Here is a 24,719-nt window from a genome sequence, read left to right as displayed (position 1 = left end):
ATTTTATACCAAACCGTTTTGCATCTCACAAGCCTGAATAGTCTGTTTACAAAGTACAACTGTGGTGACAGATCCAACTCCGCCCGGAACCGGGGTAATTTTAGCGACAATTGGTTCAACTTCTGCATAATCAACATCGCCGCAGTATTTTCCAGGATTATCCGGATCTTCGTTAATACCTACGTCAATAATTACTTGACCTGGCTTAACAAAGTTAGCTTTAACCATTTTTGCCCGGCCTACGGCAGCAATAAGAACGTCAGCATCAGCGCAAACAGCCGGCAGATTATCTGTCCGGGAATGACAAATGGTTACTGTAGCATGCTCCCTTAAAAGTAACATAGCAACAGGTTTGCCAACTACTTGTGAGCGGCCTAATACTACAGCCTTCTTGCCCTTTAATGGAATATTATAAAATTTGAGAATATCCATGCAGGCAGTCGGCGTACAAGGCGGGAAGCCTGTAGGATCATCTGTGTAAACTTTAGCAGCACTGCCGATAGTCATGCAGTCCACATCTTTTTCGACAGGAATGAGATTGCGAATTTTCTTTTCATCCAGTTGTTTGGGCAAAGGTGCAAACATCAAAATACCATTAATTTCCTTGTTTGCCCCAACACTAATTACAGCCTGTTCAAAAGCAGCCTGCTCTATATCGGCTGGATACTCGAAAACTTGGTAAGCCATTCCAATAGATTCACAGGTTTTCTTGGCGCCGCCTTCATAAAAAAGATCATCAGGACGGGCACCGACCCGGATAATTCCTAGTTTAGGGGTAATTCCCCTGGCTTTAATGGCAGTCACCTTTTGGGAGAGTTCTGCTTTCATAGCATCAGCAACTGCTTTACCGGCTAATCTTTCGGCCATTATCCAATCCTCCTATTTCTTTATTTTACCAAGAACAAGTGCTAAGGTAGCATCAGCAATCTTCGAGCCATCAGCTAACAATTGTTCCATTTCTGCCCGGTTTTTACTAACATATTCTTGGTCTTTTATCGTATTTAAGTTGATTACCACATTTAACATTCCGCTAATAAGCGCTGATTTCAGAAATACAACTCCGCAGCCCACATCAGAAATTGCCAGATTAGTTCCTATCTGTCCCATACGTTCGTGAATTTTTATGCCCGCATAACAGGTACGCATAATCTTCATAGGTCCTTCACAGGCATCTTTGGAGCATTTTTCCATAACTTGTTCTTTATAAGCAATCTGCTCCGGAGTGTCTTTAGGTAAGCCATATGCTTTAGATAGAGGTTCAAAAACTGCAGCATCCTCATCCACCAAGTTTTTTAACTCCGCAATTAACTGTTCACCTTTGATAATTAACTCTTTAACTTCCCCTTCTACTTCGGCATATTTCTTTTTACCCACAGTTAGATTACCAACCATGTTGGAAAGAGCCATCCCAATGGCACCACCAAGGGCTGCCGCACCACCGCCACCTGGCACTGGAGCTTTAGAGGCCAATACTTCCAGAAATTCGGAGCAAGACTTATCAAGCATACTCATACTTTTGAATCCTCCCGTTTCGTCTTGAATTTAACTACGCCTATAACCACTATAATGCTGCGTTTACTGCTGCTGATAAAATTAGTTTGTTATTTCACATACATTCTATTTGGAAAAATTCGCTTTATATTCTGAAATTCCTGCTAGTTTTTCATTATTCAAAAAAAATATTATTGTCAGCTTTTGTCGAAGAAGAGCAGTGTACGAAAAAAGTGCCTCTTGCACTGGGAAAGAAGGCACAAAAAAATAATGTAAAAGATCATGGATTTCGATACAGTAAAGCAATTATTGTAAATATGAATAGCAAGATTCCTACCAGACCATTGCGCATAAAATACCGTTGAGTAACTTTACTTAAATCACCGGCACTAATAATGATATGCTGGTATATAAGAACAATTCCAGCCAGTGTTACGCCGAAATAATAAGTGAAATGCAACTGCAAAAGCACACCCACAAGTACAAAACCAACAATACTAATACTATGCATGATTTTTGACAGCCGCAATGCTCCCTGGACACCAAACCGCACCGGCATGGAGTTTAGTCCATTTGCTTTATCAAAAGCTACATCCTGACAGCCATAAATAACATCAAAGCCAGCAATCCATACTCCTACTGCCAAACCTAAAAACAAGACGGCAAGCGATATGTCTCCCTTAACACCTATCCATGCACCAACAGGCGCGGCTGCTAGAGCTAATCCCAAAACCAAATGACATGTCCATGAGAAACGTTTCATATAAGGATATATAACCAAGGGAATCAAAGCAAGTGGCCAGAGTGTCAGGCAGAGCGGCTGCAACTGGGCTGCCGCCACTAAAAACAACACCAAACAGGAAACAATAAGAATAATGGCTTCCCACGGTTTAACAGTACCTTCAACCATAGGTCTTTTGGTAAAGCGTGGATGTAGTTTATCGTACTTTAGATCAATAAAATTATTAAGTGCCAGCGCTGCACTGCGAGCCCCGATCATAGCTACGGTAATCCAGATAAGGTCATGTCTGCTTGGCACAGAACCGGCAGCCAAGAAAGCCCCCATATAAGCAAATGGCAGGGCAAAAATTGAATGGGACAAAGCAATATTATCAAGATGGGCTTTCAACTTATTCAAGGCCCAGTTCCGCCCACTTGGCATCAACCATTTTTTTTATATCTGCGGACATGACTATTTCATCAGGCCACTCACGGGTTTGGCCTTCCTGCGGCCAGGTTTTGGTCGCATCAATACCCACTTTTGTCCCCCAGTTGGGCATTGGCGATGAATGATCAAGAACATCCAGCGGCCCGTCTACCATGACAATATCCCGTTTGGCATCAATGTTATTAAATACTCGCCACCAAACTTCATTCATATCTTGCACGTTAACATGATCGTCAACAACGATAATCATTTTGGTAAACATCATTTGTCCCATACCCCAGATGGCATGCATTACCTTTTTAGCCTGCTGCGGATAGCTTTTTTTTATCGCAACAACAGCGCAATTATGAAAAACACCTTCCAACGGCAAATTAATGTCAATAATTTCCGGTAATTGAGATTGTAATAGTGGCAAAAAGATGCGCTCAGTGGCTTTGGCTAAGAAACAATCTTCCATTGGAGGTTTACCGACAATAGTTGCCGGGTAAATCGGATTTTTACGGTGAGTTATACAGGTTATATGAAAAACCGGATAGTTATCTGCCAGTGAATAGTAACCGGTATGATCACCAAATGGCCCTTCTATCCTAAGCTCATCCATATTTACATAGCCTTCAAGTATGATCTCCGAACCTGCCGGTACCTCAACATCAACAGTTTCACATTTGACCATCTCTACCGCCTTTTTACGCAAAAAGCCAGCAAACACCATCTCATCAATATCACGCGGCAATGGTGCCGTAGCTGCATAAGTTATCGCAGGGTCGCCACCAATGGCAACAGCTACTTCAATTTTATCTTTGCCTAATTCTCTGTGTGCCCGGAAATTTTCAGCGCCATTTTTATGAATATGCCAATGCATACCTGTTGTCTGCTGATCAAATATCTGTAGCCGATACATGCCTACATTGCGTTTGCCAGTAAGGGGATTCTTTGTAAATACCAATGGCAGAGTAATAAAGCGCCCGGCATCTCCCGGCCAGCACTTCAGAATAGGAAATTTGTCAAGCGATGGCTTATCTTTAATGATAACCTCTTTGCATGGAGCATTTTTTACATACTTGGGGAAATTAATTGCCCGTTTGGCCGTTGGAATAATCTTAACCAAATCAAGTTTATTCTGCAGTGAAATATATGGCAATTTCAAAATTTGCCGTATTTCTTGGGCAATATCGTCAATTTTCTCCACCCCAAACACTAACGCCATACGTTCCATGCTGCCGAAAGCATTCATAAGCACAGGCATATCATACCCGGTAACATTTTCAAACATTAAAGCAACATTCTTATCTCCTTGCATTTTGGAGACCCGGTCAGTAATTTCAGTAATCTCAAGTTCACAGCTAACCGGTTGCGTAATCCGCTTAAGCCAGCCCCGCGACTCGAGTGCGGTAATAAACTCCCGCAGATCATTATAGGCCAAAACAATACTCCTTTCAGCAGAGCAGTAGTATATCTATTTCCGCAATATATATTTTACAATTAAGATGCTAATTTCGTATAACAGAATCATTGGCACTGCCACCATTGTTTGTGAGAAAACATCTGGTGTTGGTGAAATAAAAGCACCAATGACAAAGGATAGAAACAATACCATTTTACGTTTGGCCACTAAAAATTCCGAACCAATAATCCCCAGTCTAGCCATAACGAATATAAATAATGGCAATTCAAAGATGAAGCCAAAAGGCACTAAAAAGGAGATAACAAAAGAAAGGTATTGCCCAATGGAAAACATAGGCTGCAGGTTCTCCGTAGCAAACCCCATAAAGAATTTAATCCCTGCCGGCAAAACAAAGTAATAAGAAAAAAATAAACCAATAAAAAATAATACAATAGATGATGGAACCAATAACAGGCTGGCCGTGCGTTCCTTGTTAGTCATAGCCGGTACGATAAAAGCCCACAGCTGATACATAACTATTGGTAACGCCAATAAAAATCCTGCAAAAAAAGAAACCTTCAGATAGGTAAAGAAAGCCTCGGACGGGTTCATATAATATAATTTCCCTGCTGGCGCCGTTATGAAGGCAGTTATTTCAGCAGCATAAACATAGCAGAATGTACTGCCGATAACAATAGCAGCAATTACCACAATTAGTCGGCGGCGAAGTTCTTCCAGATGATCTAATAGCGACATTGCCCTTTCCGGCTGCTCTTCCTCGCTTGACTCATTGTGAGTTACATCTTCTGCAAGCGGTTCAACCGCTTGCACTATATCTTCCCGTATTACTTTGTCGCTATAAATTACACCTGAGCTTTCTGCAGACTCCGGTATAATTTTTTTATTGTTTTCATCATGCTCTGGCATCAATCAAACAACCTCACTTTTTCTCCTCAGGTTGCTTGCTATCTCTCTCTACCTTGGCCTCGACTTTTATCGGTTCTTCTTTGGGATTCATCATTTCATTGCTGGCCCGACGAAATTCCTGCATGCCTTTACCAATAGCCTTACCAACTTCCGGCAGTTTACCCGGACCAAATACAATCAGTGCAATAACCAATATTACAACCAATTCTGGCATACTAAAACTAAACATACTTCCATCTCCTTTGTAGTTTGTCTACTAGTTCTATTATACCTGTACGTTCAAAAAAAAACAATGCAACAAAATTAAAGCCCAAAAAACGGCTACCTGATATAGTTAGCAAAAGACACACTATCAGGAAAGCCGCAGTTTTTACCGCTGTTAATATTTGCGCAATCCCACAAAATCAGCTATTGACAGCAGGGCCTCGCGCACAGGGCCGTTAAGCGTTATTGGCAAACTATTGCGTGCATGTTGCAAATACTTACTCACTTGTGTATAGCTATATTCTACAGCATCTGTTTCATAAAGAATTTCCAGACCACGTCTAACATCATCATTAGACATATTTTGGTTCACAATGATACGCCTGAGTTCGTCACGGTGGGAACTTGTTTTTAACGCATAAATTGCAGGCAAAGTAACAATTCCCTGGCGTAAGTCATTGCCTACCGGCTTACCTAATTGTTCGGCTGATGCAGTAATATCCAAAATATCATCCGTGATTTGGAAAGCCATACCAATCGCATAGCCATATTCTCGAACTTGCATAACATCCCTGTTATCCAGTCCTCCGGTCAAAGCACCAAGTTCACAGCTGGCAGCAATAAAATCCGCTGTTTTTTGGGCTACCCGGAGACGGTAATCAGCCTCATCCTGCTCAGCGTTAAATGCTTCTTGCAGTTGAATTATCTCGCCTTCACACATGTTTGAAATAACATCAGTTAAAATTTTCAGCATATTCTGTTTAGCCCCTGTGGCTATGGCTGAAAATGCTTTAGCCCATAAATAATCTCCAGTCAATACCGAGCTATGATTACCCCAACGGGCATTGGCAGTCGGATGCCCCCTCCGAGTATCCGCATTATCAATTACATCATCATGCACCAACGTAGCCATATGAATAAGTTCAATGGCTACAGCCATGGGAAGTAATTCGCTGCTGGGATTAGGGTTGCCACCGCGGGCACATAAGAGATACAAGGCGGGCCGTAACCGTTTACCGCCCGCCTGTACCAAATGAACACTAATATCATTGACCAAATCTACCGGCGATTGGATAATAGAATACAGTTCTTTTTCGACAGCCATGAGATCTTCTTGGACTATATCAAATATCTTATTCGGGAATTTATTCACTAGTTAATCACCTACAAGACAAAATCTGTTTCTATAATACACCATTTTACCGGCACTAGTCTACAATATTAGTTGGTTTTATTTATTTTTTTCTACTCGAATGGCGCAATCCGGGCAAACCATCTGACAAATACCACAGATAATGCACTTTTTCATATCGGCTTCAACCCTTGGTGTGCCATATACTCCAAGATCCTCTGACCAGGTTATACATTTTACCGGGCATTTCTCGATGCACAAGCCACACCCTTTACATAAACCAGGAAAATTGGCCCAGAAGCCTTTTTCGCTGTCATAGGTTTTCGATTGCCAATTATCTTTAGCCATTTGTTCCCCTCCTTACATTGCACTCTTAATAAGTTGATAGCCGCGCTCAAGAGCTTTAAAATTCATGTCGCGAAGTACCGGATTTTTCTTAAATTTGTCACCAAGCTTAGTTTCAAGTGCTTTCTTAATAGCGTCCATAGGCAATACTTCTGTTGCCGCAATTACCGCGCCGAGAATAATGATATTGAATACACGTGGATGCAACTCATTTTTTGCAATATCGTTAGCCGGGATGGCCAGAACTTTCTTAACTTCCGGAATGTCACCCGGGTCAACACCAGGACCTGGTTTTGAAAATGAGCAGGTCTTGGGTTCTCCGGCAATCATATCCTGGGGTTGGTCATTATTAGGATGATCGGCAGTTGGACAAGGCGGAGTTACATCAAAATATTGCAGTCCCACAATGTTATCATTTACTTCCCCCTCTTGGATGAGCGAATTGTCATAAATATATACAGTATCTTTGCCTGCATACATAGCGGTCCGCTTCACGGCCCGCGGACTTACCGGAATAAGAATATCAGCTTTGGGGAATTTAGGAAAACCAATTTCATCTTCGCTTATTTGTACAAAAGCGATAGAAACTCCACCACGCTGTTCTACACCGAAGTTAGGGATATATAATGCATTTTTACCTTCTTCGTTAGCGGCTTCAGCCAAAATTTCAGCAATAGACTGAACACCTTGCCCACCTTCGCCGGCTATAGCCACTTTAACCACTTTTGCCATAATTTAGACCTCCTTTGCTTGCGGTGCGCGAAGTTCGCCGACTTTAAAGTATTGAGTCATATCTTTTTCTATAAATTCCCAAGTCTGCACAGCATTAGTTCGCCAGTTAGTTGGGCAGGAGGACAAGCACTCTACAAATGAAAAACCGTTGCCATCCATTTGATTTTGCAAAGCCTTTTTGATGAAACCTTTGAGTTGACGTGGATTAGCTATAGTACCACGGGCAACATAAGAACCTTCCGGAGCAACGGCGGCAACCATTTCCGGACCTTTGGTCGGGGGGCCAGTCTCCTCTATATCACGACCATAAGGCGTTGTTTCAGTTTTCATACCTGGCAAGGTAGTTGGTGCCATTTGGCCGCCAGTCATGCCGTAGTTACCGTTATTACATAGAATAACAGTTATTTTTTCACCACGAACCGCTGCATTGAAAAGGTGCTGCGAGCCAATAGCATAACCACCGCCATCGCCCATATATGCAACACCGATAATATCTGTATTGGCACGCTTCATACCGGTAATTACCGGAGTTGTCCGACCATGATGGGTTTGAACAGAATCAACATCAAAAAAATCCCAGGCTAGTAATGAACAGCCAATATCACAACCGAAAACTATTTTACTTTTGATGCCTAGCTCATCAATTGCCTCACCTAGACATTTCAGAATAATGCCATGACCACAGCCTGGACAAAATTTATGCGGTTTAGTAGCTTCATACCAACTGGTAGGCATAGCTGGCTGAAGAACGTTATCTTCTTTGAGTTCTTGCATGGTAATCCTCCCTCTTGTTTCTACTGCTTGTTATATTCATCAATAAGTTCTTCTGTAGTGATACCTACACCCGGACGAAGCATGGGCACAATTTCTATTGTGCTGCCAAATATTTCATGTTCAACCAGCTTCATCAACTGACCATATGCGGATTCCGCAATAAGTAATTTTTTCGCTCCTTTAATCGCATCTTTGAGTTGTTTGCCAGGGAAAGGCCGCACTGTGATTGGGCGAAAATAACCAACTTTCTTTCCTTCGGCTCGTAGTTGGTTATACGCGGTTAAAGCAGCCCGGGATACAATACCATGGGTTAGAATGATTACTTCAGCATCTTCACACCCCTTTGCATCCCATTCAACGACTTCCTCCGCCATTTTGTCCCAATCACGCTGATTCTTCATAACTACTTCGTAAAGCTCATCTTCTGTATTATACGTATTACGGAGGTGTCTGCTTTCCCGTTCGGGCTTTTCGGTGTTACCAAGCAATGCCTCCGGACTAACCAGTTTCTTGCCTTTTATTTCAGGATCATAAATTGTCAACGGTTCACGCATTTTAGCCTGATAACCATCACCTAATACAAAGGTAGGAAAATAGTAAGTCCAGGCAGCATTAAATGCTTTAATGGTGTAGTCGAACAATTCTTGGTGACTGGCTGTTGAATATACAATCCGATGCCCCTCACCATTGCCGCCAAAAGTAGTTAACGTAGTTTCTTGTTGCGCATAAATGACAGTAGCTGTCGACGGGCCGCCCCGCTGCTGGATAATGTACACGATGGGAAGCCGCATCATTTCCGCCATACCAGCCGATTCCTGCATCAGAACATTTCCCGGACCAGCAGTAGCCGTAAATGCCTTTCTGCCTGACATTACGCCGCCAAGAGTCGTAAAGCCGGCAGATATTTCATCCTCGGTCTGCAAAAAGCGCTTACCGTGCTTAGGAGCAAGCCTTGTCCAATAATGCATTATCTCGTTTTGGGGTGTGATTGGATAACCATACATAATATCGGCTTTAGCGGCTACCGCAGCCCAGGCACACACCTCATTGCCTGTCATGAATACTCTCTGTTCACCTTGCAGTGAAACTTCAGCCATATGAGCACCTCCTGAAATATGTATCCTATATAGTTTAAAGAAAATATAAGAATCTTATACAACAATAGGAAGGTAGGGCTATTTTCCCTACCTTCCTATCATACAGTACACTATAAATTTATATATTCTGCAACTGTTAAGAAAGTAACACTCCTAACGCAATCGACATAAGTTTTGCTTCATAGGTATCAGCCCGCGATGTTACTACCACTGGTTTAGCGGCACCTAAAATCAAGCCCGCCATCTTACCTTTGGCAGCATACACCAACGATTTTCCCAGTATATTACCTGCTTCAATATCAGGGGTAACTAAAATATCAGCAAATCCAGCAACTGGACTGATAATTCCTTTATGACTGGCCGCCTCCAAGCTAACGGCATTATCAAATGCTAACGGGCCATCAACAATAGCACCTCTAATTTGACCGCGGTCGGCCATTTTTGTCAAGGCGGCAGCATCCAGGGTTGCCGGCATATCTGGATTAACCACCTCAACCGCAGCCAAAATGGCTACTTTGGCTGGACTAATTCCTAATACGTTAGCCAGCTGTACACTGTTTTGGATAATATCTGCTTTTTCTTGTAATGCAGGGGCAATATTCATGCCGCCGTCAGTAATCATCAACAACCGCTGAAAACCAGGTAATTCATACACTGCAATGTGGCTTAGTACCCGCCCGGTTCGTAAGCCTACTTCTTTATCAAGTACTGCACGCAGCAAGTCGGCTGTAGTAATTAGTCCCTTCATCAGGACATCCGCTTGGCCACTAGACACCAAGGCTGCTGCCCGGTATGCAGCTCTACGGTTATCAGGTTCATGAATGATGGTAACCCCATCTAGATTAACGCTAAGCCGATGGGCAGTGGCTTTTATTTTGTCAATATCACCTACCAAGGTAAACTCTGCAATTTTTTGTTCACGTGCTCCACGAACAGTCTCAAGAACAGCATCGTCTTGAGCTGCCGCGACGGCTACCCGTCTAGGTATTTTATCTTTTACGGCATTTAGTATATCATCAAAGCTTTTGAGAGTTTTTTCCGGCAAAATTCCGTCACTCTCCTCCAGCATATTCGGGAAAATAAGTCATACTGGTTTTTTTCCATTCACGGGTACTAAATAGCAATTGGTAGTTTTCAAGTCCGGTTGCCTCGGCCAGTTCAGCGGCTAACGCCTGGCATTCCACCCTCGTATGCGCATGAAGCATTGTATAAAAATTATAAGGCCATTGTGATTGGGGAATACGCGAATAACAATGGGTAACTATTGTATAGGCTGCCATAAGCTGCCCCACTTCTTTAAGCCTTGCTTCAGGTACCAGCCATGCACAAAGTGCATTTGCAGCATACCCGACCTCCCTGTGACGTAACACAACCCCCATTTTGCGCAATTTTCCCGTTTTACGGTATTCTGTTAATTTCTCCAAAAGTTGGTGTTCCGTAATCCCAATACGCTGAGCCAGCTCTTTGTATGGCTCAGCTACCAGGGGAAACTCCCCCTGCATAACAGCAATAATCCTTTTGTCCAGATTATCTAACATAAAACACCTCACCAACGCTAAGTCTCATATTATAGATTGAACGCGACGCTCACTTTATACTTTTCAATGGCAGGCAGGCTAATAAGCGCCTCTACCCCAGGCAAACCGCCAATAGCAGCCAATATCTGATCCTGTTCCAGTTGATTTGCTGTGAGAAGTGTAAACCAGAGGTTGTACTCTCCATCCCGTTCATAATTATGTGTAACACCAGCATAGGCATTAATCGCCTGGGCAACTTCAGTCATCTGTTCCGGATATACTTTTGCAGCTGCCAGTGTACTGACATAGCCCAGATATGTCGAGTCAAAAAAAGCACCAAATCGTCTGATATAACCATGGTTTTTGAGCCAGGACAATCGTTCAATCACAGTGTTCTCATCAACTTCCAGCAACTTTGCCACTATCAAAAATGGACGTGATTCAAGCGGTAACCTTGTTTGAATAAGATTAAGTAACTCTTTGTCAAAATTAGTCAGCATATACGCCTCCTTGACTTAGGGAAACAAAAGGAACAGCCGGCTGACTGTTCCCCCCGTATAATATTATCATTTTAGCAAAATATTCTTGATAACGTCAAGAAGATCATTTCTGCCTACACCACTTACTATTGAATAAGGCAGAACCCGCCCTTCAGGATTGAGATTTAACATATCAAGGCCTTTATAAATTTCCTGACTATGTTTCAGAATATGGCTTTTAGGAATTTTATCGGCTTTGGTAGCTACTACCTGAACAGTAAGCCCATGCGCTACTAACCACCGGTAAACATTGCAGTCACTTTCCATTGGCGGATGGCGAAGATCAATCAATTGGCATACTAGTTTTAGCCGGGGTGATGTAAGCCAGTATTCTTCAATAAACTTTGACCAATTCGCACGGGCTGTCTGGGCTCTTTTCGCATAACCATAGCCGGGTAAATCAACCAGCATAAATTCCAGCCTGGATTCATCAGGAAGCTTGCCGGTAAGGGAAAAGTAATTAATGGTCTGTGTTTTCCCTGGTGTACAGCTGGTACGAGCTAACCCATTATAACGGCATAATGAATTAATCAATGAAGATTTACCAACATTAGAACGTCCAATAAAGGCAATTTCTGTTAACTCTCCCGCCGGATATTGGCTGGAATTAACAGCAGTGGCGACATAACTGGCTTTGATAATCGTAAAAGATGCAGTGTCAGACATTTACTCTGTCACCATGGCTGTTTTTAGCACTTCATCCATATGTTCCACCAACACAAAATCAAGACTACGTTTTATGTTTACAGGCAGTTCGTCCAGATCACGTTTATTTTCTTTAGGTAACATCACTTGTTTTATTCCCGCCCGGTGAGCAGCAAGTATTTTCTCTTTGATACCGCCGACAGGCAATACCCGGCCACGCAGAGTTATTTCTCCTGTCATAGCGAGCCCGCTCTTAATAGCTTTACCTGTCAGAGCTGATACAAGGGCAGTAGCCATAGTTATCCCTGCTGATGGCCCGTCTTTAGGAATAGCGCCTTCCGGTAAATGAATATGGATATCCAGATTTTCATGAAAATCTTCTTCGATACCCAAATCCTTAGCCCGTGAACGAATATAGCTAAAACCTGCCTGCGCTGATTCTTGCATTACGTCGCCCAATTGACCGGTTAGCAGCAATTTTCCTTTCCCTTTCATCGTTGAAGTCTCAACAGGCAACACCTCACCGCCGACTTCTGTCCAGGCTAAACCGGTGGCAACCCCTATTTGACTGCTTGCTTCGGCTTGTGCATGACGATATTTTGGGGTTCCCAGAAAGGTGTGCAGATTTTGCGCCGTAATTTTAATAACTGGTACCTGGTCCTGGACTATTTTGCGGGCTGCTTTACGACATAGTTTGGCAATATTGCGTTCTAGATTTCTCACCCCGGATTCCCGGGTATACTCACGAATTATTTTTTGAATGGTTCCTTCAGAAAAAGCAATTCGGTTGTCGGCCAAACCATGATCTGTTGTTTGCTTGGGAATTAAATACCGTTTGGCAATTTCTGCTTTTTCTTCCTCAGTATAGCCGGCAATTGAGATAACTTCCATGCGATCCAATAGTGGTCGTGGAATATTATGCATTCCATTAGCAGTAACTACCCATAATACCCGCGATAAATCATAAGGTAATTCGATATAATGATCACTAAACGTATTATTTTGTTCAGGATCAAGTACTTCCAGCAAAGCAGCTGACGGATCGCCACGAAAGTCAGCACTCATTTTATCAATCTCATCCATGAGGAAAACGGGGTTCTTCGAGCCCACAGTACGCATACCTTGAATAATGCGTCCTGGTAATGCACCGACATAAGTACGGCGATGACCTCTGATTTCAGCTTCGTCACGAACTCCACCTAAAGAAATACGGACAAATTTACGCTCCATAGCCCTGGCGATTGAGCGAGCCAACGAGGTTTTCCCAACACCAGGCGGCCCAACAAGACAAAGAATAGGGCCTTTCATCTTGTCAGTAAGTTTCCGGATTGACAAATATTCTAAAATCCGCTCTTTAACTTTTTCCAAACCATAGTGATCTTCGTTAAGAATCTCTTCAGCAACAGTAATATCTAAACGGTCATCTGTTTCAGTATCCCACGGAAGTGCCAACAACCAGTCCAGATAGGTACGAATGACACCGCTTTCGGCCACCATCGGCGGCATTTTTTCCAGACGATCAATTTCCTTGTTGATTTTTTCTGCTACTTCTTTGGGGAGATTTTGCTCTTTAACCCGTTCCCGATATTCTTCCACTTCGGCTGTACGTTCGTCTTTTTCACCCAGTTCTTTTTGAATTGCTTTTAGCTGCTCCCGCAAATAATACTCTTTTTGCGTTTTCTCCATTTGTTTGCGCACCCGAACATGAATTTTTTTCTCAAGTTCAAGGATTTCCATCTCACGTCCAAGAATTTCACACAACCGTTCAAGGCGTGCAGCAATTCCCACTGCCTCTAATAAGGTTTGCTTATCTTCAATTTTCAGTGATAAATGACTAGCAATAAGGTCTGTCAAGCGGCCTGGTTCCTCAACTACCACTACTGATACCAGTGTCTCAGGCGGTATTTTTTTACTCAGTTTAACCCATTGTTCAAATTGATTAATTGCCGTACGGGTAAGTGCTTCAATTTCAGGCGTCTTGGCCTCGCCCTCGACAAATTCACGAATTTGAACTTGGTAATAGGGGGCCAAGCTGATAAATTCCTCGATTTGACCACGATATAGGCCTTCCACAAGCACCCGGATTGTGCCTCCTGGTAATTTCAATAGTTGCTTTATTTCAGCAACAGTGCCCACAGAAAAGATATCCCCGGGTTGAGGTGTATCATTTTGAGCATCTTTTTGTGTAGCCAACATAATCAGCCTGTCTTGCACCATAGCTTCTTCTAAAGCACTGATGGATTTTTCCCGGCCTACATCCAGATGAATAATCATATATGGAAAAACTAAAATGCCCCTCAACGGTAAGAGTGGTATTGTACGCCTTTTTTCTTCCAACATTGCTTCCTCCCTTCGGTAACCCTGCAGTTATTTAAGTCGATTAACAGTAGTTTCAACACCGTTATATAAAATATTCTAACTACCTGCTAAAAAATCCTTTTATTCCCCAATAAAACAGCCGGGTTTAATTACCCGGCTAAATATTTTACACCTTATCAACACCAGCAGCCGCCAAAACCTTGGGCATAGCCGGCCCTACATCCAGCCTTACTGGTTCACCGGTTTTTACCATAGCATATTTCAGCACTTCTTGCAGTGTTTCAACAGGAATGACTTCGACATCCATATTCTTATATAAATCCTGCCAATTTTCACTAGGAATGATAATACGCTTGGCCCCCGCTTGTTTGGCTGCAACTACCTTTGCACTCACTCCACCAACCGGCTTTACCAACCCCCGAATAGAAATTTCACCTGTCATGGCAACCGTATTATCAATAGGTATATTGGTTACAGCCGAATAAATGGCCGTAGCCACCGTCACACCAGCCGACGGTCCATCGACAGGAATACCGCCTGGGAAATTAACATGTATGTCATAGTTATGATACTCAATACCACACTCTTTTGCTAATACTGTAAGTACATTATCCAGCGACCCTTTTGCCATACTTTTACGCCGCATGGTGCGCCCAGGCGAGCCAAATTCCTCTTCATCAACAATACCAGTAACAGTAAGTTTTCCTGTACCGTAATTATTAGGAACCGCTGTTACTTCCAGTTCCATAAGCATACCGATATTGGCGCCATAGACCGCCAAACCGTTAACTACACCAACCTGGGGGATAACCGGAATTTTTTTCTCAGGCCGTGGACTATATTGGCCAAAGTTAATAACCCATTCGACATCAGCTTGTGTAATGATTCGTTCCTGTTTGACTGTACTTTGAACAATCCCAACTGCTATTTGTATGATATTAACAGCCTCGCGCCCATTAGTTGCATACCGCTTAATTACCTCTAAGGCACCATCATCAAGACTATAATTAACCTTTTTAGCTGCCGTTAAAGCCACTATAGTAATTTCATCAGGCAAAAGCGGTCGAAAAAAAATCTCAACACAGCGTGAACGTATAGCCGGCGGAATGTCCTGTGGCGTCCGGGTGGTAGCACCAATAAGCCGAAAGTCTGCTGGCAGACCATTTTGAAATATGTCATGAATATGCTGGGGAATGTTGGTGTCTTCACTGTTATAATAGGAACTGTCCAGAAAAACCTTCCTGTCTTCCAACACCTTTAATAGTTTATTCATTTGGATATGGTGAAGTTCCCCAATTTCATCAATAAACAGCACTCCACCATGTGCTTTTGTTACCGCCCCTGCTTTTGGCTGTGGAATACCTGCCATTCCCATTTGGCCCGCCCCTTGGTAGATAGGATCATGTACTGTGCCAATAAGAGGATCGGCAATACCCCGTTCATCAAAGCGGGCTGTTGTTGCATCAAGTTCAATGAATTTTGCCTCAGGCTGAAAAGGAGAATAGCCATTTCGTCTGGCCTCATTGAGTATTAATCGAGCTGCCGCTGTTTTACCTACTCCAGGTGGTCCGTAAATGAGAACATGTTGTGGATTACCACCACACAGAGCTGCACGAAGTGCTTTTAACCCTTCCTCTTGACCGACTATTTCCGAAAAGTCAGTAGGGCGGGTTTTTTCAGCCAGTGGCTCAGTTAAGGATATTTCCCGCATTTTTTGCAGTTTATCCATTTCTTTTCTGGATTCGCGCTCTACCGCCATCTTATTACCCTGTTGTGATTTTAGCAGGTTCCAGAAATAGAGTCCAATAACCACGGCGAAAAACAACTGAATCACACTGATAATGTTAACAGCATAATCCAAAATTCCACGAACCTCCTTCCCGGGCAATCTTATAACTGCTTTTACTTTGTAATGAGTCTAGTATTGGCAATGACCATTATTTTATCCTGGCAAAACCCGGCAAGTTAGTTATATAAAAAAAAGAAGCCTTACGGCTTCTTTTAAGCAGATTCTTCTTTCTTCTTGTTTTTACGCTCAACAGCCACTAGCACTGGTTCCTCTTTGTTACTAATAACTTCCTTAGTAACAATGCATTTAGCAATATCAGTACGGGATGGAATGTCATACATAACATTACGCATTATGGTCTCAATGATCGCTCTAAGACCTCGAGCACCGGTATTGCGTTTTAAAGCTTCAGCAGCAATTTCTTTTAATGCTTCATCTTTAAATTCAAGCTGCACATTATCGATTTCCAAGAACTTCTGATATTGCTTAACAAGTGCATTCTTGGGTTCGATTAGAATGCGCACAAGTGCATCTTCGTCCAGAGCATCAAGAGTAACAATTACAGGTAATCTGCCGACAAATTCGGGAATAAGTCCAAATTTAAGGAGATCTTCCGGTAAAATACTGCGAAGCATTTCACCCACCTGTTTTTTCTCCTTGCTACGGACTTCAGCACCAAAGCCCATCGACTTTTTCCCTGTCCTGGCACCGATAATTTTATCAACACCGTCAAAGGCACCGCCGCAGATAAAAAGAATGTTGGTGGTATCAATCTGAATAAACTCCTGATGTGGATGCTTACGCCCGCCTTGCGGCGGTACACTGGCAACCGTACCCTCTAGAATTTTAAGGAGAGCCTGCTGCACACCTTCACCAGAAACATCACGAGTAATTGAAGGATTTTCCGACTTGCGCGCAATTTTATCAATTTCATCAATATAAACAATACCCTTTTCGGCTTTTTCCACATCATAATCGGCAGCCTGAATAAGTTTTAGAAGAATATTTTCTACATCTTCACCTACATATCCGGCTTCAGTTAATGAAGTAGCATCTGCTACAGCAAAAGGAACATTGAGAATTTTAGCTAAGGTTTGCGCTAACAGCGTTTTACCACTGCCAGTCGGGCCAAGCATGATGATGTTAGACTTTTGCAATTCCACATCATCCATTTTTGCACCAAGATTAATCCGCTTATAGTGATTGTACACAGCCACTGCCAGGGATTTTTTAGCTTCCTCCTGGCCAATGACGTACTGGTCAAGAATATCCTTTATCTCTTTAGGCTTGGGAACATCTCTGAGTTCGACATCTATATCCTCACTCAGTTCCTCTTCGATGATTTCATTGCACAATTCTATGCATTCATCACATATATATACTCCCGGACCCGCAACAAGTTTTTTCACTTGCTCTTGCAGTTTACCGCAAAAAGAACATTTCAGTTGACCCCTGTCATCACCGAACTTCAACATATTACCACCTCTCTACTTGGGAGTCTCCTTGTGTCTATCACCCCGCACCACGACAGCATCAATAAGGCCATATACTTTGGCTTCCTCGCTGGACATAAAGAAGTCCCTTTCGGTATCATTTTGGATTTTTTCCATCGGTTGGCCAGTATGGTGGACGAGAATCCCGTTTAAATGTTCCCGCATACGGATAATCTCCCGTGCGTGAATTTCAATATCGGTAGCTTGCCCTTGGGCACCACCAAGCGGTTGATGAATCATAATCCTCGAATTCGGAAGTGCATAGCGTTTGCCTTTGGCCCCAGCGGTAAGCAGCAGTGCACCGGCACTGGCTGCCTGCCCCATGCAGGTAGTAGTTACATCAGGCTTGACATATTGCATTGTATCATACATTGCCATAGCAGCAGTTACTACGCCTCCAGGGCTATTAATATATACGTGAATATCCTTGTCAGGGTCTTCAGACTCCAAAAACAACAACTGCGCAATAAACAAATTTGCTACATTATCGTCAATAGGGCCACCAATAAATACAATACGGTCTTTTAACAGTCGCGAGTAGATATCATACGCCCGCTCACCACGGTTAGACTGTTCTACAACAATTGGTACATAGGGCATTACAAATCACCTCAAACCTAAAATTTATTTTTTTGCTACATTATCGATTATAAACTCAACAGCTTTTTTACGAAGAACAGAAGCCTGGAGAGCCTGGAATCGATTAGTCTCACGAATTACCTTAACAATTTCTTCAGCTGTGGTCTGATAATTCGCTGCCATAGTCTCAATTTCCTGCTGCATTTCCTCAGGCGTAGCAGTAAATTCTTCAGCCTTTACAATAGCTTCTAAAACCAGATCGGTTTTAACATTGTATTGCGCAGAATTGCGGTAGTTAGCACGCAAAGCTGCCATATCCATTTTAGTATATTCAAGATATTTATCAATTTTCATACCACGTTGCTGCAAATTGATGTCAAAATCCTGAATCATATTGTCAATTTGGTTTTCAATCATAACGTCCGGCACATCAACTTCAGCGTTGTCAACTGCCAATTTGATAGCTGCAGTACGGAAATCGTGTTCGGCTTTGGCACTAGCAGCCTGTTCTAACTTATTCTTAATATCGGTTTTTAATTCCGCCAGAGTATCAAATTCACTGGTTTCTTTGGCAAAATCATCATCAAGCTCCGGAATTTCCTTACGCTTTACATCATTAATCTTAACATTAAATACAGCTGCTTTACCAGCCAATTCAGCAACAAAATACTCTGCAGGGAAAGAAACGTTTACTTCCTTCTCTTCACCGGACTTAGCCCCGATCAATTGGTCTTCGAAACCAGGGATAAAGCTGCCTGAACCAATTTCCAGCGGATAGCTCTTACCTTCGCCGCCTTCAAAGGCAACGCCATCGACAAAGCCTTTAAAGTCTATAATAGCTAAATCGCCTTGTTTAAGTTCAGCCTCTTCAACAACTACCATTTTGGCATTGCGGTTACGATTTTTTTCAAGCTCGGAATCTACCTCTGCGTCAGTGATTTCAGCAATAGTCTTTTCTATATCAAGTTCTTTATATTGGCCTAAAGTAACTTCAGGCATTTTTACGACAGTAGCTTTAAATACTAACGGTTGATCTTCTGCCAATGTTACAACTTCGATCTCTGGACGGCCAACCGGGTCAATGTCCTGCTCTTTAAGCGCTTTGGCAAAAGCCTCAGGAGCCAGTATTTCAAATGCCTCATCCAGCAGTGCTTCTTTACCAATACGTGCTTCTATAACTTTGCGAGGGGCCTTACCTTTACGAAATCCAGGGATGTTGACTTGATTAGCCAGCTTGCGGTAAGCCTTTTCCAACGCCTTGGCTACCTCAGTTTGGGGTATTTCTAAATTGAGCATCGTTTTATGATTGTCTATTCTTTCCGCTGTTACCTTCATTTATGTATTTCCTCCTTATGAAATTAACTGCTGACACAGCTTATAACTGTCAACATAGTCCCTTGCAATAGTATTCCCATTATTGACATATATTTCATGGGCGTTCTGGTTTAACCATTATTTTTTTCCAGTATCCACAAATTGCAGCAATGTCATGCATAATATCATACCACACTTAAAAACCAAAGACAAGATATGAGCAAAAAACCCAGCAGAATATGCTGGGTTATATGTGATATGGAGCGGAAAACGAGATTCGAACTCGCGACCCTCGCCTTGGCAAGGCGATGCTCTACCGCTGAGCTACTTCCGCACATGTCTTAACAACGAATTTGATTATATACCATAACCCAATCATTTGTCAACTGTATTTTTTTTGCACGCGAGTAACTCTATAGGCGGCGTTAGTTCAGGTAAGTAAATTATCCACCTGAACTAGTGTTTTAGCTTTATTTTTGAAAACTAACACATATTTAGTGGCTTGCATATTATGTATAAGACACATAAAAAAACCTTCTCCTAAAGGAGGCTGTTCAATTGCATTACTACTTGAAAGAGGAATGCGTACTTGTCGAAGGCAAAACACGCGGAGCTATCTATAATCTAGACTCAGGCCGGGTATATTCAATTAACCGGGGAGCGGTCGATCTCTTAAAAGCATGTCAGGACACAGCATTAGAAACACTACTAGATATAACTCACAAGGATAATAAGCTATACCTGTCCTTCCTTGATACCTTAACTGCCAAAGGATTAGGCGCCTTCTATACTGATCCCCAAACAAACACAAAGAAACACTATCCCCCCCGCTATCAACCGCAATTAGAATTTATTTGGCTAGAACTTACCTCAACCTGCAATAACCGGTGCTTACATTGTTATTCTACCAGCAGCCCGGAAGTACCAGCCGGTTGCGTACCACATAATCGTTGGCTTGAACTTATTACCGAAGCTCGCAAGGAGGGTGCCTATGGCCTCCAGCTTATCGGCGGTGAACCACTGCTCTATCCCAAATGGCGGGAACTAGTAATCAAAGCCCGCGAAGAAAACTATGACTTAATTGAAATATTTACCAATGCTACTCTTGTCGATGATGATTGTATTAATTTTTTCAAACAGTATGATGTCAGTATTGCCACCACGCTCTACGCTAATAATGCTGCAACCCATGACAAAGTGACCCTTCATCCTGGCAGCTTTAAAAAAACCATGACTGCAATAAATAAAATTTTAGCCAAAAATATTCCCCTTCGTATCGCCTCCATTCTTATGAAAGCCAACGAACACGAAGCCGAGAATATTATGGACCTCTGTACTAAACTTGGTGTAGAATCTGCACCTCCAGATGTTGTTCGCCCTACCGGACGCGGTAATGACCAGGATCTATTACCCACAGCCTATACCAAGCAAGCAATCAAACCACCTTTTTTTACTGACCCGGAATCCTTTGTCAAAGCCAAACAATTCCACAGTTGTTTAGCCGGACGCCTAGCCATAACTGCCAGCGGTGATGTTATACCTTGTATCTTCGCCCGCGACCAGGTTTGCGGCAACGTGTTAGCTACATCACTTCATACGATACTTAACGAACAGCCGCTGAAAACATGCTGGCAGACAACCAAAGATTGTATAACTAAATGTCAGGATTGCGAATACCGTTACGCATGTGCTGATTGCCGCCCCCTGGCACAAAGCATGGACACTCACAAATGCTGGACTGCAGCTCCTGCGGACTGTTCGTATAATCCTTATACAGGAAAATGGGAGGATGAATAGCAATGTCTGACGATAACTATAAAAATCCCAAATGGGAAATTCCAGAAATGAATGAATGGGATACCGATTTTGAAGAGGAAGAATTCGGTGAACGCATCACTAATGTTGGCTGCCGCCCTTCCTGGAGTCCTTGCCAGCCCACCTCGGCTCCCTGTTGGCCCCGTCACTGTTTTCCTCGCCAATGCAATCCGCGTCAATGCCGTCCGCGTTTTTGCTGGCCACGTCAATGTCAACCGCGCATGTGTACGCCAATCGCTCATCGCCTATGTAACCCGCTATAAAACAGGACTCACTTCAGGTGTAGTTTTTGCCCCAGTTGAAGTATGACAGCCAACCACATTACCGAAGATTGTTGTTTAAGTTTCCTACTAATATAATTGTTACATGAACAGCAGCTAACAGCGACCCCATTATGTCAGCAATCAAATCAAGATCCGTATCCAGCAAATTAGGTTGGCTTGGCATGCTTGGTTTAGCTATACTATCGCCCAGGAACTCACCAACTTCATATAATGCTCCCATACTGAGTCCTAATGTAAAAATAAAGATAAACGTAAACCCCCGCCCGATCATCGGCTGAGAGAGTTTACAAATAATACTATAGGCAAACAGCGAAAATACGTAGCTGCCAAACACATGCAGAACTTTATCAAAAATTGACGATATAACATAAAAATCCAAATATAAACCGAAATAACAATCACTAGTAAGTACTGTCATTACACTAGCTCGAATATAGTTACTAATTGCAATGCCTGACTTTACTTCCCAAAAAGTATATATTACCCATACAACTATTTTTATAGCTATATTCTGAGCATAGTCGTAGCGTCCCTGTTGCACTAAACTCCAAGCTATAGACGCCAAAACAGCTAGGAAAGTACCAGTAAGAATAAGCATTTTTTTCTTTTGCACAGTCAAGTACGTTTCCCCCATCTTCAGCGAAGTAGAGTTATATTGCTAACTCACGATTTTCATATCCTATTTAGTTTGTCAAATTTTATATGAATTATTTCATGAAACGAGGGAACAGGTAGTGTTTTCATAAAACACTACCTGTTCCCTCGTTTCTATCACGTACGTAACGCAGAAAAAGACTCGTATAACTACGAGTCTTTTTGAATTTGATGGTGCGGGAGACAGGAATTGAACCTGCACGCCTCACGGCGCTAGATCCTAAGTCTAGTGCGTCTGCCAGTTCCGCCACTCCCGCATAGGCTATTACTTTGTGCTGCAGTTGTTATATTACCATAGTTATTTTGCTATGTCAATATCAAATCAAGGAATGTTATGTATATTAGAAGAAAGAGATATTTGGCTCTTTGGTAAAGTGTCAAATATCTCTTTCTTTGCTTATCATTCACTCGCACACAATCAATTTTGAATATTTTTCAAGCTAAATTCCTGGATTACAGTGTCTATCTCCCGCTTCAACGCCTCAGGCAACCCCTCAATGTTCACATTAAGAAAGCCGCGAACAATTGTAGCTACTGCTTCTTCCTCATTCTGACCACGAGCCATCAGGTACTCAATTTCTTCGGGAGCAATCTTCCCGACTGCCGCTTCATGGCTGAGCTCCGCATTACCAGTCCGGGCTTCCAATTCCGGCACGGCATGAATGACTCCTTGTTCTGACAGCAGTAAACCATGGCACTCCAAATGCGCCTTAGTTTCTGGTGACTGTCCCAGCAAATGTCCGCGGTTAATCACCACCCCACCGGTACTGAGCGTACGGGCAATAATCTCAGCCTTGGAACCCGGTGCCGCTAGGATAGCACGCCCGCCAACATCCATATGCGAACCTGGCGGCGCAACCAAAATCGAATTAATACGGGAAACCGCCCCCCGCCCAACCAGCTTAGTCGTCGGATACATTTGCAAATCCCTTACCGGCTGCATACAGATATAATTTGAAAGGTACAAACCGTCTTCTTCAACGATAACACTGGTACGCGGCCTAACCGCAATTTCTTCACCCCAACGATGAATCATGGTAAACGTCAGTTTTCCGCCTTTTTTCACATAGAACTCGCTGATACCAACATGCATACCCTTCTTTACATGGGGATCAGTGGCGCAACCTGTAATAACATGTAGTTCCGCCCCTTCTTCCACAATGATAATATTATGTACATCCTGGATGATATCTTCCTGACCAATATATAGACAAGCCTGCACTGGATGATCTATCTTCGCCCCCGCTAAGGCTCGAATAAAATAGCCGTGTTCCTGATGCAAAGCCGCCCTGGCAGTGTATTTATCAGTATCTGGTTCAACCGCCTGCCACCAATAATCACTCAGCCAATCATACTTTTTCAGAGCCTCATCGGTACTAAGAATCTCTACGCCGTCACTGGCAACATTACAATGCACAACCGAATGATCAATCTGCATATACGTTCCTGATCGTTCTTCTCCCGCTATTTCCATGCCAATACCCTCTAGTTGGGTTTGTTGTTGCATAGAAAGCTGAGCGGGATCGGAAAGATAAGCTTGTTCAATACCCTTGTCAGCAAAAACCGCAAAATCTATATCCGCACCCAGCACAGCCTTTTTCTCAGCTGCGGCCTGCGCCTTGTCCCTGATGCTTGCCTCGTTCTTCATATTTTCACCCCCTCTAATGCGCAATTGATACATTCTTCATAGCCTTTGTCATGAATACAAGCCAGCATTTCCTGAGGATTGCCACTGCACGATAAGGTTCCCTGATACATTACATGAGCCATATCAGCAGGTACATAATCCAAAATGTGACCAGTATGTGTAATTATCAGTCCCGACTTTTGCCGGTCAAGCCGGCGTTTTTTGATAGTTTGACCGTTCTTTCTAGTACCGCGTTCCAAAATATAATTGGCAGCTTGTCCAACCACAGCGATATTATCAATGTCAACCCCGGATTCCGGTTCATCCAACATTAGCAACTCCGGCTGCTGCGCCATCAATTGTAACAGTTCGGAACGTTTGAGCTCACCACCGGAAAATCCTTCATTTACACCTCTATCCAAAAATTCCAGCATATTTGTTTTGCCAGCCAGTATTTCAACATCAGCCTGGTTTTTTCCACAAATATTTACCATTTCCCGCACGGAAAGTCCCCGTAAAGTCGGCGGTCTTTGGATCATAATGCCAATCCCCCTGCGGGCGCGTTCATCTATTGGCAGGTTCGTAATATCCTGTCCTTTAAAATAAATCTTTCCAGCAGTGATTGTATACCTGGCAAAACCCATAATTGCACCAATCAATGTAGATTTCCCAGTGCCATTTGGACCAAACAACACATGTACTTCGCCCTGTTTAATATGCAGGTTTACATCATGCAATATGGGGCGATTATTAACTGCCACCGACAAATTTTCCAGTTTTAACAACAGCATCTCCTCCAACGGCGAGAATAACTTCTACGCATGAATTCTACTCACTATAGTCTTATGACGTAAATAACTACCTTTGTAAACTACTTTAACCATTAAGTA

25 protein-coding genes and 2 tRNA genes are annotated in these 24,719 nt (G+C 42.8%); 2 read left to right on the top strand and 25 right to left on the bottom strand.

Going from position 1 to position 24,719, the window contains the following annotated elements; all coding sequences use genetic code 11:
- Positions 1 to 3: 3 nt before the first annotated feature.
- The 21 genes from AC1ECB_RS03495 to AC1ECB_RS03395 form a co-directional block, all read right to left on the bottom strand.
- Positions 4 to 867, bottom strand: coding sequence for a bifunctional 5,10-methylenetetrahydrofolate dehydrogenase/5,10-methenyltetrahydrofolate cyclohydrolase (locus AC1ECB_RS03495; RefSeq protein ID WP_485667481.1), 864 nt, complete (start codon positions 865 to 867; stop codon positions 4 to 6).
- Between the two features lie 12 nt (positions 868 to 879).
- On the bottom strand, positions 880 to 1,512 hold the full coding sequence (locus AC1ECB_RS03490) for a cyclodeaminase/cyclohydrolase family protein (protein WP_485667480.1): 633 nt from the start codon (positions 1,510 to 1,512) through the stop codon (positions 880 to 882).
- Between the two features lie 259 nt (positions 1,513 to 1,771).
- The gene (locus tag AC1ECB_RS03485; RefSeq protein ID WP_485667479.1) at positions 1,772 to 2,629 is read right to left on the bottom strand and encodes a UbiA-like polyprenyltransferase; all 858 of its coding nucleotides are present in this window, start codon (positions 2,627 to 2,629) and stop codon (positions 1,772 to 1,774) included.
- Positions 2,622 to 4,082: a menaquinone biosynthesis decarboxylase gene (locus AC1ECB_RS03480; protein ID WP_485667478.1), complete on the bottom strand. Its 1,461-nt coding sequence runs from the start codon at positions 4,080 to 4,082 to the stop codon at positions 2,622 to 2,624. The genes AC1ECB_RS03485 and AC1ECB_RS03480 overlap by 8 nt, the downstream gene beginning before the upstream one ends.
- A gap of 33 nt (positions 4,083 to 4,115) precedes the next feature.
- Positions 4,116 to 4,970: a twin-arginine translocase subunit TatC gene (gene tatC / locus AC1ECB_RS03475; protein WP_485667477.1), complete on the bottom strand. Its 855-nt coding sequence runs from the start codon at positions 4,968 to 4,970 to the stop codon at positions 4,116 to 4,118.
- Between the two features lie 13 nt (positions 4,971 to 4,983).
- Positions 4,984 to 5,199 carry a Sec-independent protein translocase subunit TatA/TatB gene (locus AC1ECB_RS03470; RefSeq protein WP_485667476.1) on the bottom strand — a complete coding sequence of 72 codons (216 nt, stop codon included), beginning with the start codon at positions 5,197 to 5,199 and terminating at the stop codon, positions 4,984 to 4,986.
- A gap of 150 nt (positions 5,200 to 5,349) precedes the next feature.
- Positions 5,350 to 6,327, bottom strand: coding sequence for a polyprenyl synthetase family protein (locus AC1ECB_RS03465; RefSeq protein WP_485667475.1), 978 nt, complete (start codon positions 6,325 to 6,327; stop codon positions 5,350 to 5,352).
- A 78-nt stretch (positions 6,328 to 6,405) separates the two neighbouring features.
- Positions 6,406 to 6,654 (bottom strand): 4Fe-4S dicluster domain-containing protein, encoded by a 249-nt coding sequence (locus AC1ECB_RS03460; RefSeq protein ID WP_094604825.1) that lies wholly within the window; start codon positions 6,652 to 6,654, stop codon positions 6,406 to 6,408.
- A gap of 12 nt (positions 6,655 to 6,666) precedes the next feature.
- On the bottom strand, positions 6,667 to 7,383 hold the full coding sequence (locus AC1ECB_RS03455) for a 2-oxoacid:acceptor oxidoreductase family protein (RefSeq protein WP_485667474.1): 717 nt from the start codon (positions 7,381 to 7,383) through the stop codon (positions 6,667 to 6,669).
- A 3-nt stretch (positions 7,384 to 7,386) separates the two neighbouring features.
- Positions 7,387 to 8,157, bottom strand: a complete 771-nt coding sequence (locus tag AC1ECB_RS03450; RefSeq protein ID WP_485667473.1) for a thiamine pyrophosphate-dependent enzyme — start codon at positions 8,155 to 8,157, stop codon at positions 7,387 to 7,389.
- Positions 8,158 to 8,177: 20 nt separating this feature from the next.
- Positions 8,178 to 9,254, bottom strand: coding sequence for a ferredoxin oxidoreductase (locus tag AC1ECB_RS03445; RefSeq protein ID WP_485667472.1), 1,077 nt, complete (start codon positions 9,252 to 9,254; stop codon positions 8,178 to 8,180).
- 136 nt (positions 9,255 to 9,390) lie between these two features.
- Positions 9,391 to 10,299, bottom strand: coding sequence for a phosphate butyryltransferase (locus tag AC1ECB_RS03440; RefSeq protein ID WP_485667471.1), 909 nt, complete (start codon positions 10,297 to 10,299; stop codon positions 9,391 to 9,393).
- Positions 10,300 to 10,306: 7 nt separating this feature from the next.
- On the bottom strand, positions 10,307 to 10,792 hold the full coding sequence (gene ahbB / locus AC1ECB_RS03435) for a siroheme decarboxylase subunit beta (RefSeq protein WP_485667470.1): 486 nt from the start codon (positions 10,790 to 10,792) through the stop codon (positions 10,307 to 10,309).
- Positions 10,793 to 10,821: 29 nt separating this feature from the next.
- Positions 10,822 to 11,271 carry a siroheme decarboxylase subunit alpha gene (gene ahbA / locus AC1ECB_RS03430; RefSeq protein ID WP_485667469.1) on the bottom strand — a complete coding sequence of 150 codons (450 nt, stop codon included), beginning with the start codon at positions 11,269 to 11,271 and terminating at the stop codon, positions 10,822 to 10,824.
- A gap of 66 nt (positions 11,272 to 11,337) precedes the next feature.
- On the bottom strand, positions 11,338 to 11,976 hold the full coding sequence (gene yihA / locus AC1ECB_RS03425) for a ribosome biogenesis GTP-binding protein YihA/YsxC (RefSeq protein ID WP_485667468.1): 639 nt from the start codon (positions 11,974 to 11,976) through the stop codon (positions 11,338 to 11,340).
- On the bottom strand, positions 11,977 to 14,292 hold the full coding sequence (gene lon / locus AC1ECB_RS03420; protein ID WP_485669270.1) for an endopeptidase La: 2,316 nt from the start codon (positions 14,290 to 14,292) through the stop codon (positions 11,977 to 11,979).
- 148 nt (positions 14,293 to 14,440) lie between these two features.
- Positions 14,441 to 16,135 (bottom strand): ATP-dependent protease LonB, encoded by a 1,695-nt coding sequence (gene lonB / locus AC1ECB_RS03415; protein WP_485667467.1) that lies wholly within the window; start codon positions 16,133 to 16,135, stop codon positions 14,441 to 14,443.
- A gap of 140 nt (positions 16,136 to 16,275) precedes the next feature.
- Positions 16,276 to 17,538 (bottom strand): ATP-dependent Clp protease ATP-binding subunit ClpX, encoded by a 1,263-nt coding sequence (gene clpX / locus AC1ECB_RS03410; protein WP_021167155.1) that lies wholly within the window; start codon positions 17,536 to 17,538, stop codon positions 16,276 to 16,278.
- A 12-nt stretch (positions 17,539 to 17,550) separates the two neighbouring features.
- Positions 17,551 to 18,156: an ATP-dependent Clp endopeptidase proteolytic subunit ClpP gene (clpP, locus tag AC1ECB_RS03405; RefSeq protein WP_485667466.1), complete on the bottom strand. Its 606-nt coding sequence runs from the start codon at positions 18,154 to 18,156 to the stop codon at positions 17,551 to 17,553.
- A gap of 24 nt (positions 18,157 to 18,180) precedes the next feature.
- Complete coding sequence (gene tig, locus AC1ECB_RS03400) at positions 18,181 to 19,470, bottom strand: trigger factor (protein WP_485667465.1); 1,290 nt, start codon at positions 19,468 to 19,470, stop codon at positions 18,181 to 18,183.
- A gap of 238 nt (positions 19,471 to 19,708) precedes the next feature.
- Positions 19,709 to 19,783 (bottom strand) — tRNA-Gly (locus AC1ECB_RS03395).
- A gap of 224 nt (positions 19,784 to 20,007) precedes the next feature.
- Here AC1ECB_RS03395 and AC1ECB_RS03390 point away from each other — a divergent pair.
- Together AC1ECB_RS03390 and AC1ECB_RS03385 are read left to right on the top strand one after the other, a co-directional pair.
- The gene (locus AC1ECB_RS03390) at positions 20,008 to 21,246 is read left to right on the top strand and encodes a radical SAM protein (protein WP_485667464.1); all 1,239 of its coding nucleotides are present in this window, start codon (positions 20,008 to 20,010) and stop codon (positions 21,244 to 21,246) included.
- A gap of 2 nt (positions 21,247 to 21,248) precedes the next feature.
- Positions 21,249 to 21,527 (top strand): hypothetical protein, encoded by a 279-nt coding sequence (locus tag AC1ECB_RS03385; protein WP_485667463.1) that lies wholly within the window; start codon positions 21,249 to 21,251, stop codon positions 21,525 to 21,527.
- 58 nt (positions 21,528 to 21,585) lie between these two features.
- Here AC1ECB_RS03385 and AC1ECB_RS03380 read toward each other — a convergent pair whose 3' ends face one another.
- The 4 genes from AC1ECB_RS03380 to AC1ECB_RS03365 all read right to left on the bottom strand — a co-directional run bounded on the left by AC1ECB_RS03380 (position 21,586) and on the right by AC1ECB_RS03365 (position 24,614).
- A complete protein-coding gene (locus tag AC1ECB_RS03380) occupies positions 21,586 to 22,161 on the bottom strand; it encodes a DUF2238 domain-containing protein (protein WP_485669269.1) in 576 nt (191 codons plus the stop codon).
- 213 nt (positions 22,162 to 22,374) lie between these two features.
- Positions 22,375 to 22,459 (bottom strand) — tRNA-Leu (locus AC1ECB_RS03375).
- A gap of 161 nt (positions 22,460 to 22,620) precedes the next feature.
- The gene (locus AC1ECB_RS03370; RefSeq protein WP_485667462.1) at positions 22,621 to 23,850 is read right to left on the bottom strand and encodes a SufB/SufD family protein; all 1,230 of its coding nucleotides are present in this window, start codon (positions 23,848 to 23,850) and stop codon (positions 22,621 to 22,623) included.
- Positions 23,847 to 24,614: an ABC transporter ATP-binding protein gene (locus AC1ECB_RS03365; RefSeq protein WP_485667461.1), complete on the bottom strand. Its 768-nt coding sequence runs from the start codon at positions 24,612 to 24,614 to the stop codon at positions 23,847 to 23,849. The genes AC1ECB_RS03370 and AC1ECB_RS03365 overlap by 4 nt, the downstream gene beginning before the upstream one ends.
- Between the last annotated feature and the right edge of the window lie 105 nt (positions 24,615 to 24,719).

Source organism: Sporomusa sp. 246TCP1 (assembly GCF_057319775.1).
The sequence above is the reverse complement of the archived record's forward strand: the minus strand, read 5'-3'. Positions and strand labels throughout refer to the sequence as shown.

Excerpts from the sequence above, each read along its gene's own strand:
- AC1ECB_RS03370 (WP_485667462.1), bottom strand. The coding sequence starts at position 23,850 with ATGAAGAACGAGGCAAGCATCAGGGACAAGGCGCAGGCCGCAGCTGAG.
- yihA (WP_485667468.1), bottom strand. The coding sequence starts at position 11,976 with ATGTCTGACACTGCATCTTTTACGATTATCAAAGCCAGTTATGTCGCC.
- ahbB (WP_485667470.1), bottom strand. The coding sequence starts at position 10,792 with ATGTTAGATAATCTGGACAAAAGGATTATTGCTGTTATGCAGGGGGAG.
- AC1ECB_RS03470 (WP_485667476.1), bottom strand. The coding sequence starts at position 5,199 with ATGTTTAGTTTTAGTATGCCAGAATTGGTTGTAATATTGGTTATTGCA.
- tig (WP_485667465.1), bottom strand. The coding sequence starts at position 19,470 with ATGAAGGTAACAGCGGAAAGAATAGACAATCATAAAACGATGCTCAAT.
- ahbA (WP_485667469.1), bottom strand. The coding sequence starts at position 11,271 with ATGCTGACTAATTTTGACAAAGAGTTACTTAATCTTATTCAAACAAGG.
- clpP (WP_485667466.1), bottom strand. The coding sequence starts at position 18,156 with ATGCCCTATGTACCAATTGTTGTAGAACAGTCTAACCGTGGTGAGCGG.
- AC1ECB_RS03445 (WP_485667472.1), bottom strand. The coding sequence starts at position 9,254 with ATGGCTGAAGTTTCACTGCAAGGTGAACAGAGAGTATTCATGACAGGC.
- clpX (WP_021167155.1), bottom strand. The coding sequence starts at position 17,538 with ATGTTGAAGTTCGGTGATGACAGGGGTCAACTGAAATGTTCTTTTTGC.
- AC1ECB_RS03455 (WP_485667474.1), bottom strand. The coding sequence starts at position 7,383 with ATGGCAAAAGTGGTTAAAGTGGCTATAGCCGGCGAAGGTGGGCAAGGT.
- AC1ECB_RS03450 (WP_485667473.1), bottom strand. The coding sequence starts at position 8,157 with ATGCAAGAACTCAAAGAAGATAACGTTCTTCAGCCAGCTATGCCTACC.
- tatC (WP_485667477.1), bottom strand. The coding sequence starts at position 4,970 with ATGCCAGAGCATGATGAAAACAATAAAAAAATTATACCGGAGTCTGCA.
- AC1ECB_RS03490 (WP_485667480.1), bottom strand. The coding sequence starts at position 1,512 with ATGAGTATGCTTGATAAGTCTTGCTCCGAATTTCTGGAAGTATTGGCC.
- AC1ECB_RS03495 (WP_485667481.1), bottom strand. The coding sequence starts at position 867 with ATGGCCGAAAGATTAGCCGGTAAAGCAGTTGCTGATGCTATGAAAGCA.
- AC1ECB_RS03460 (WP_094604825.1), bottom strand. The coding sequence starts at position 6,654 with ATGGCTAAAGATAATTGGCAATCGAAAACCTATGACAGCGAAAAAGGC.
- AC1ECB_RS03385 (WP_485667463.1), top strand. The coding sequence starts at position 21,249 with ATGTCTGACGATAACTATAAAAATCCCAAATGGGAAATTCCAGAAATG.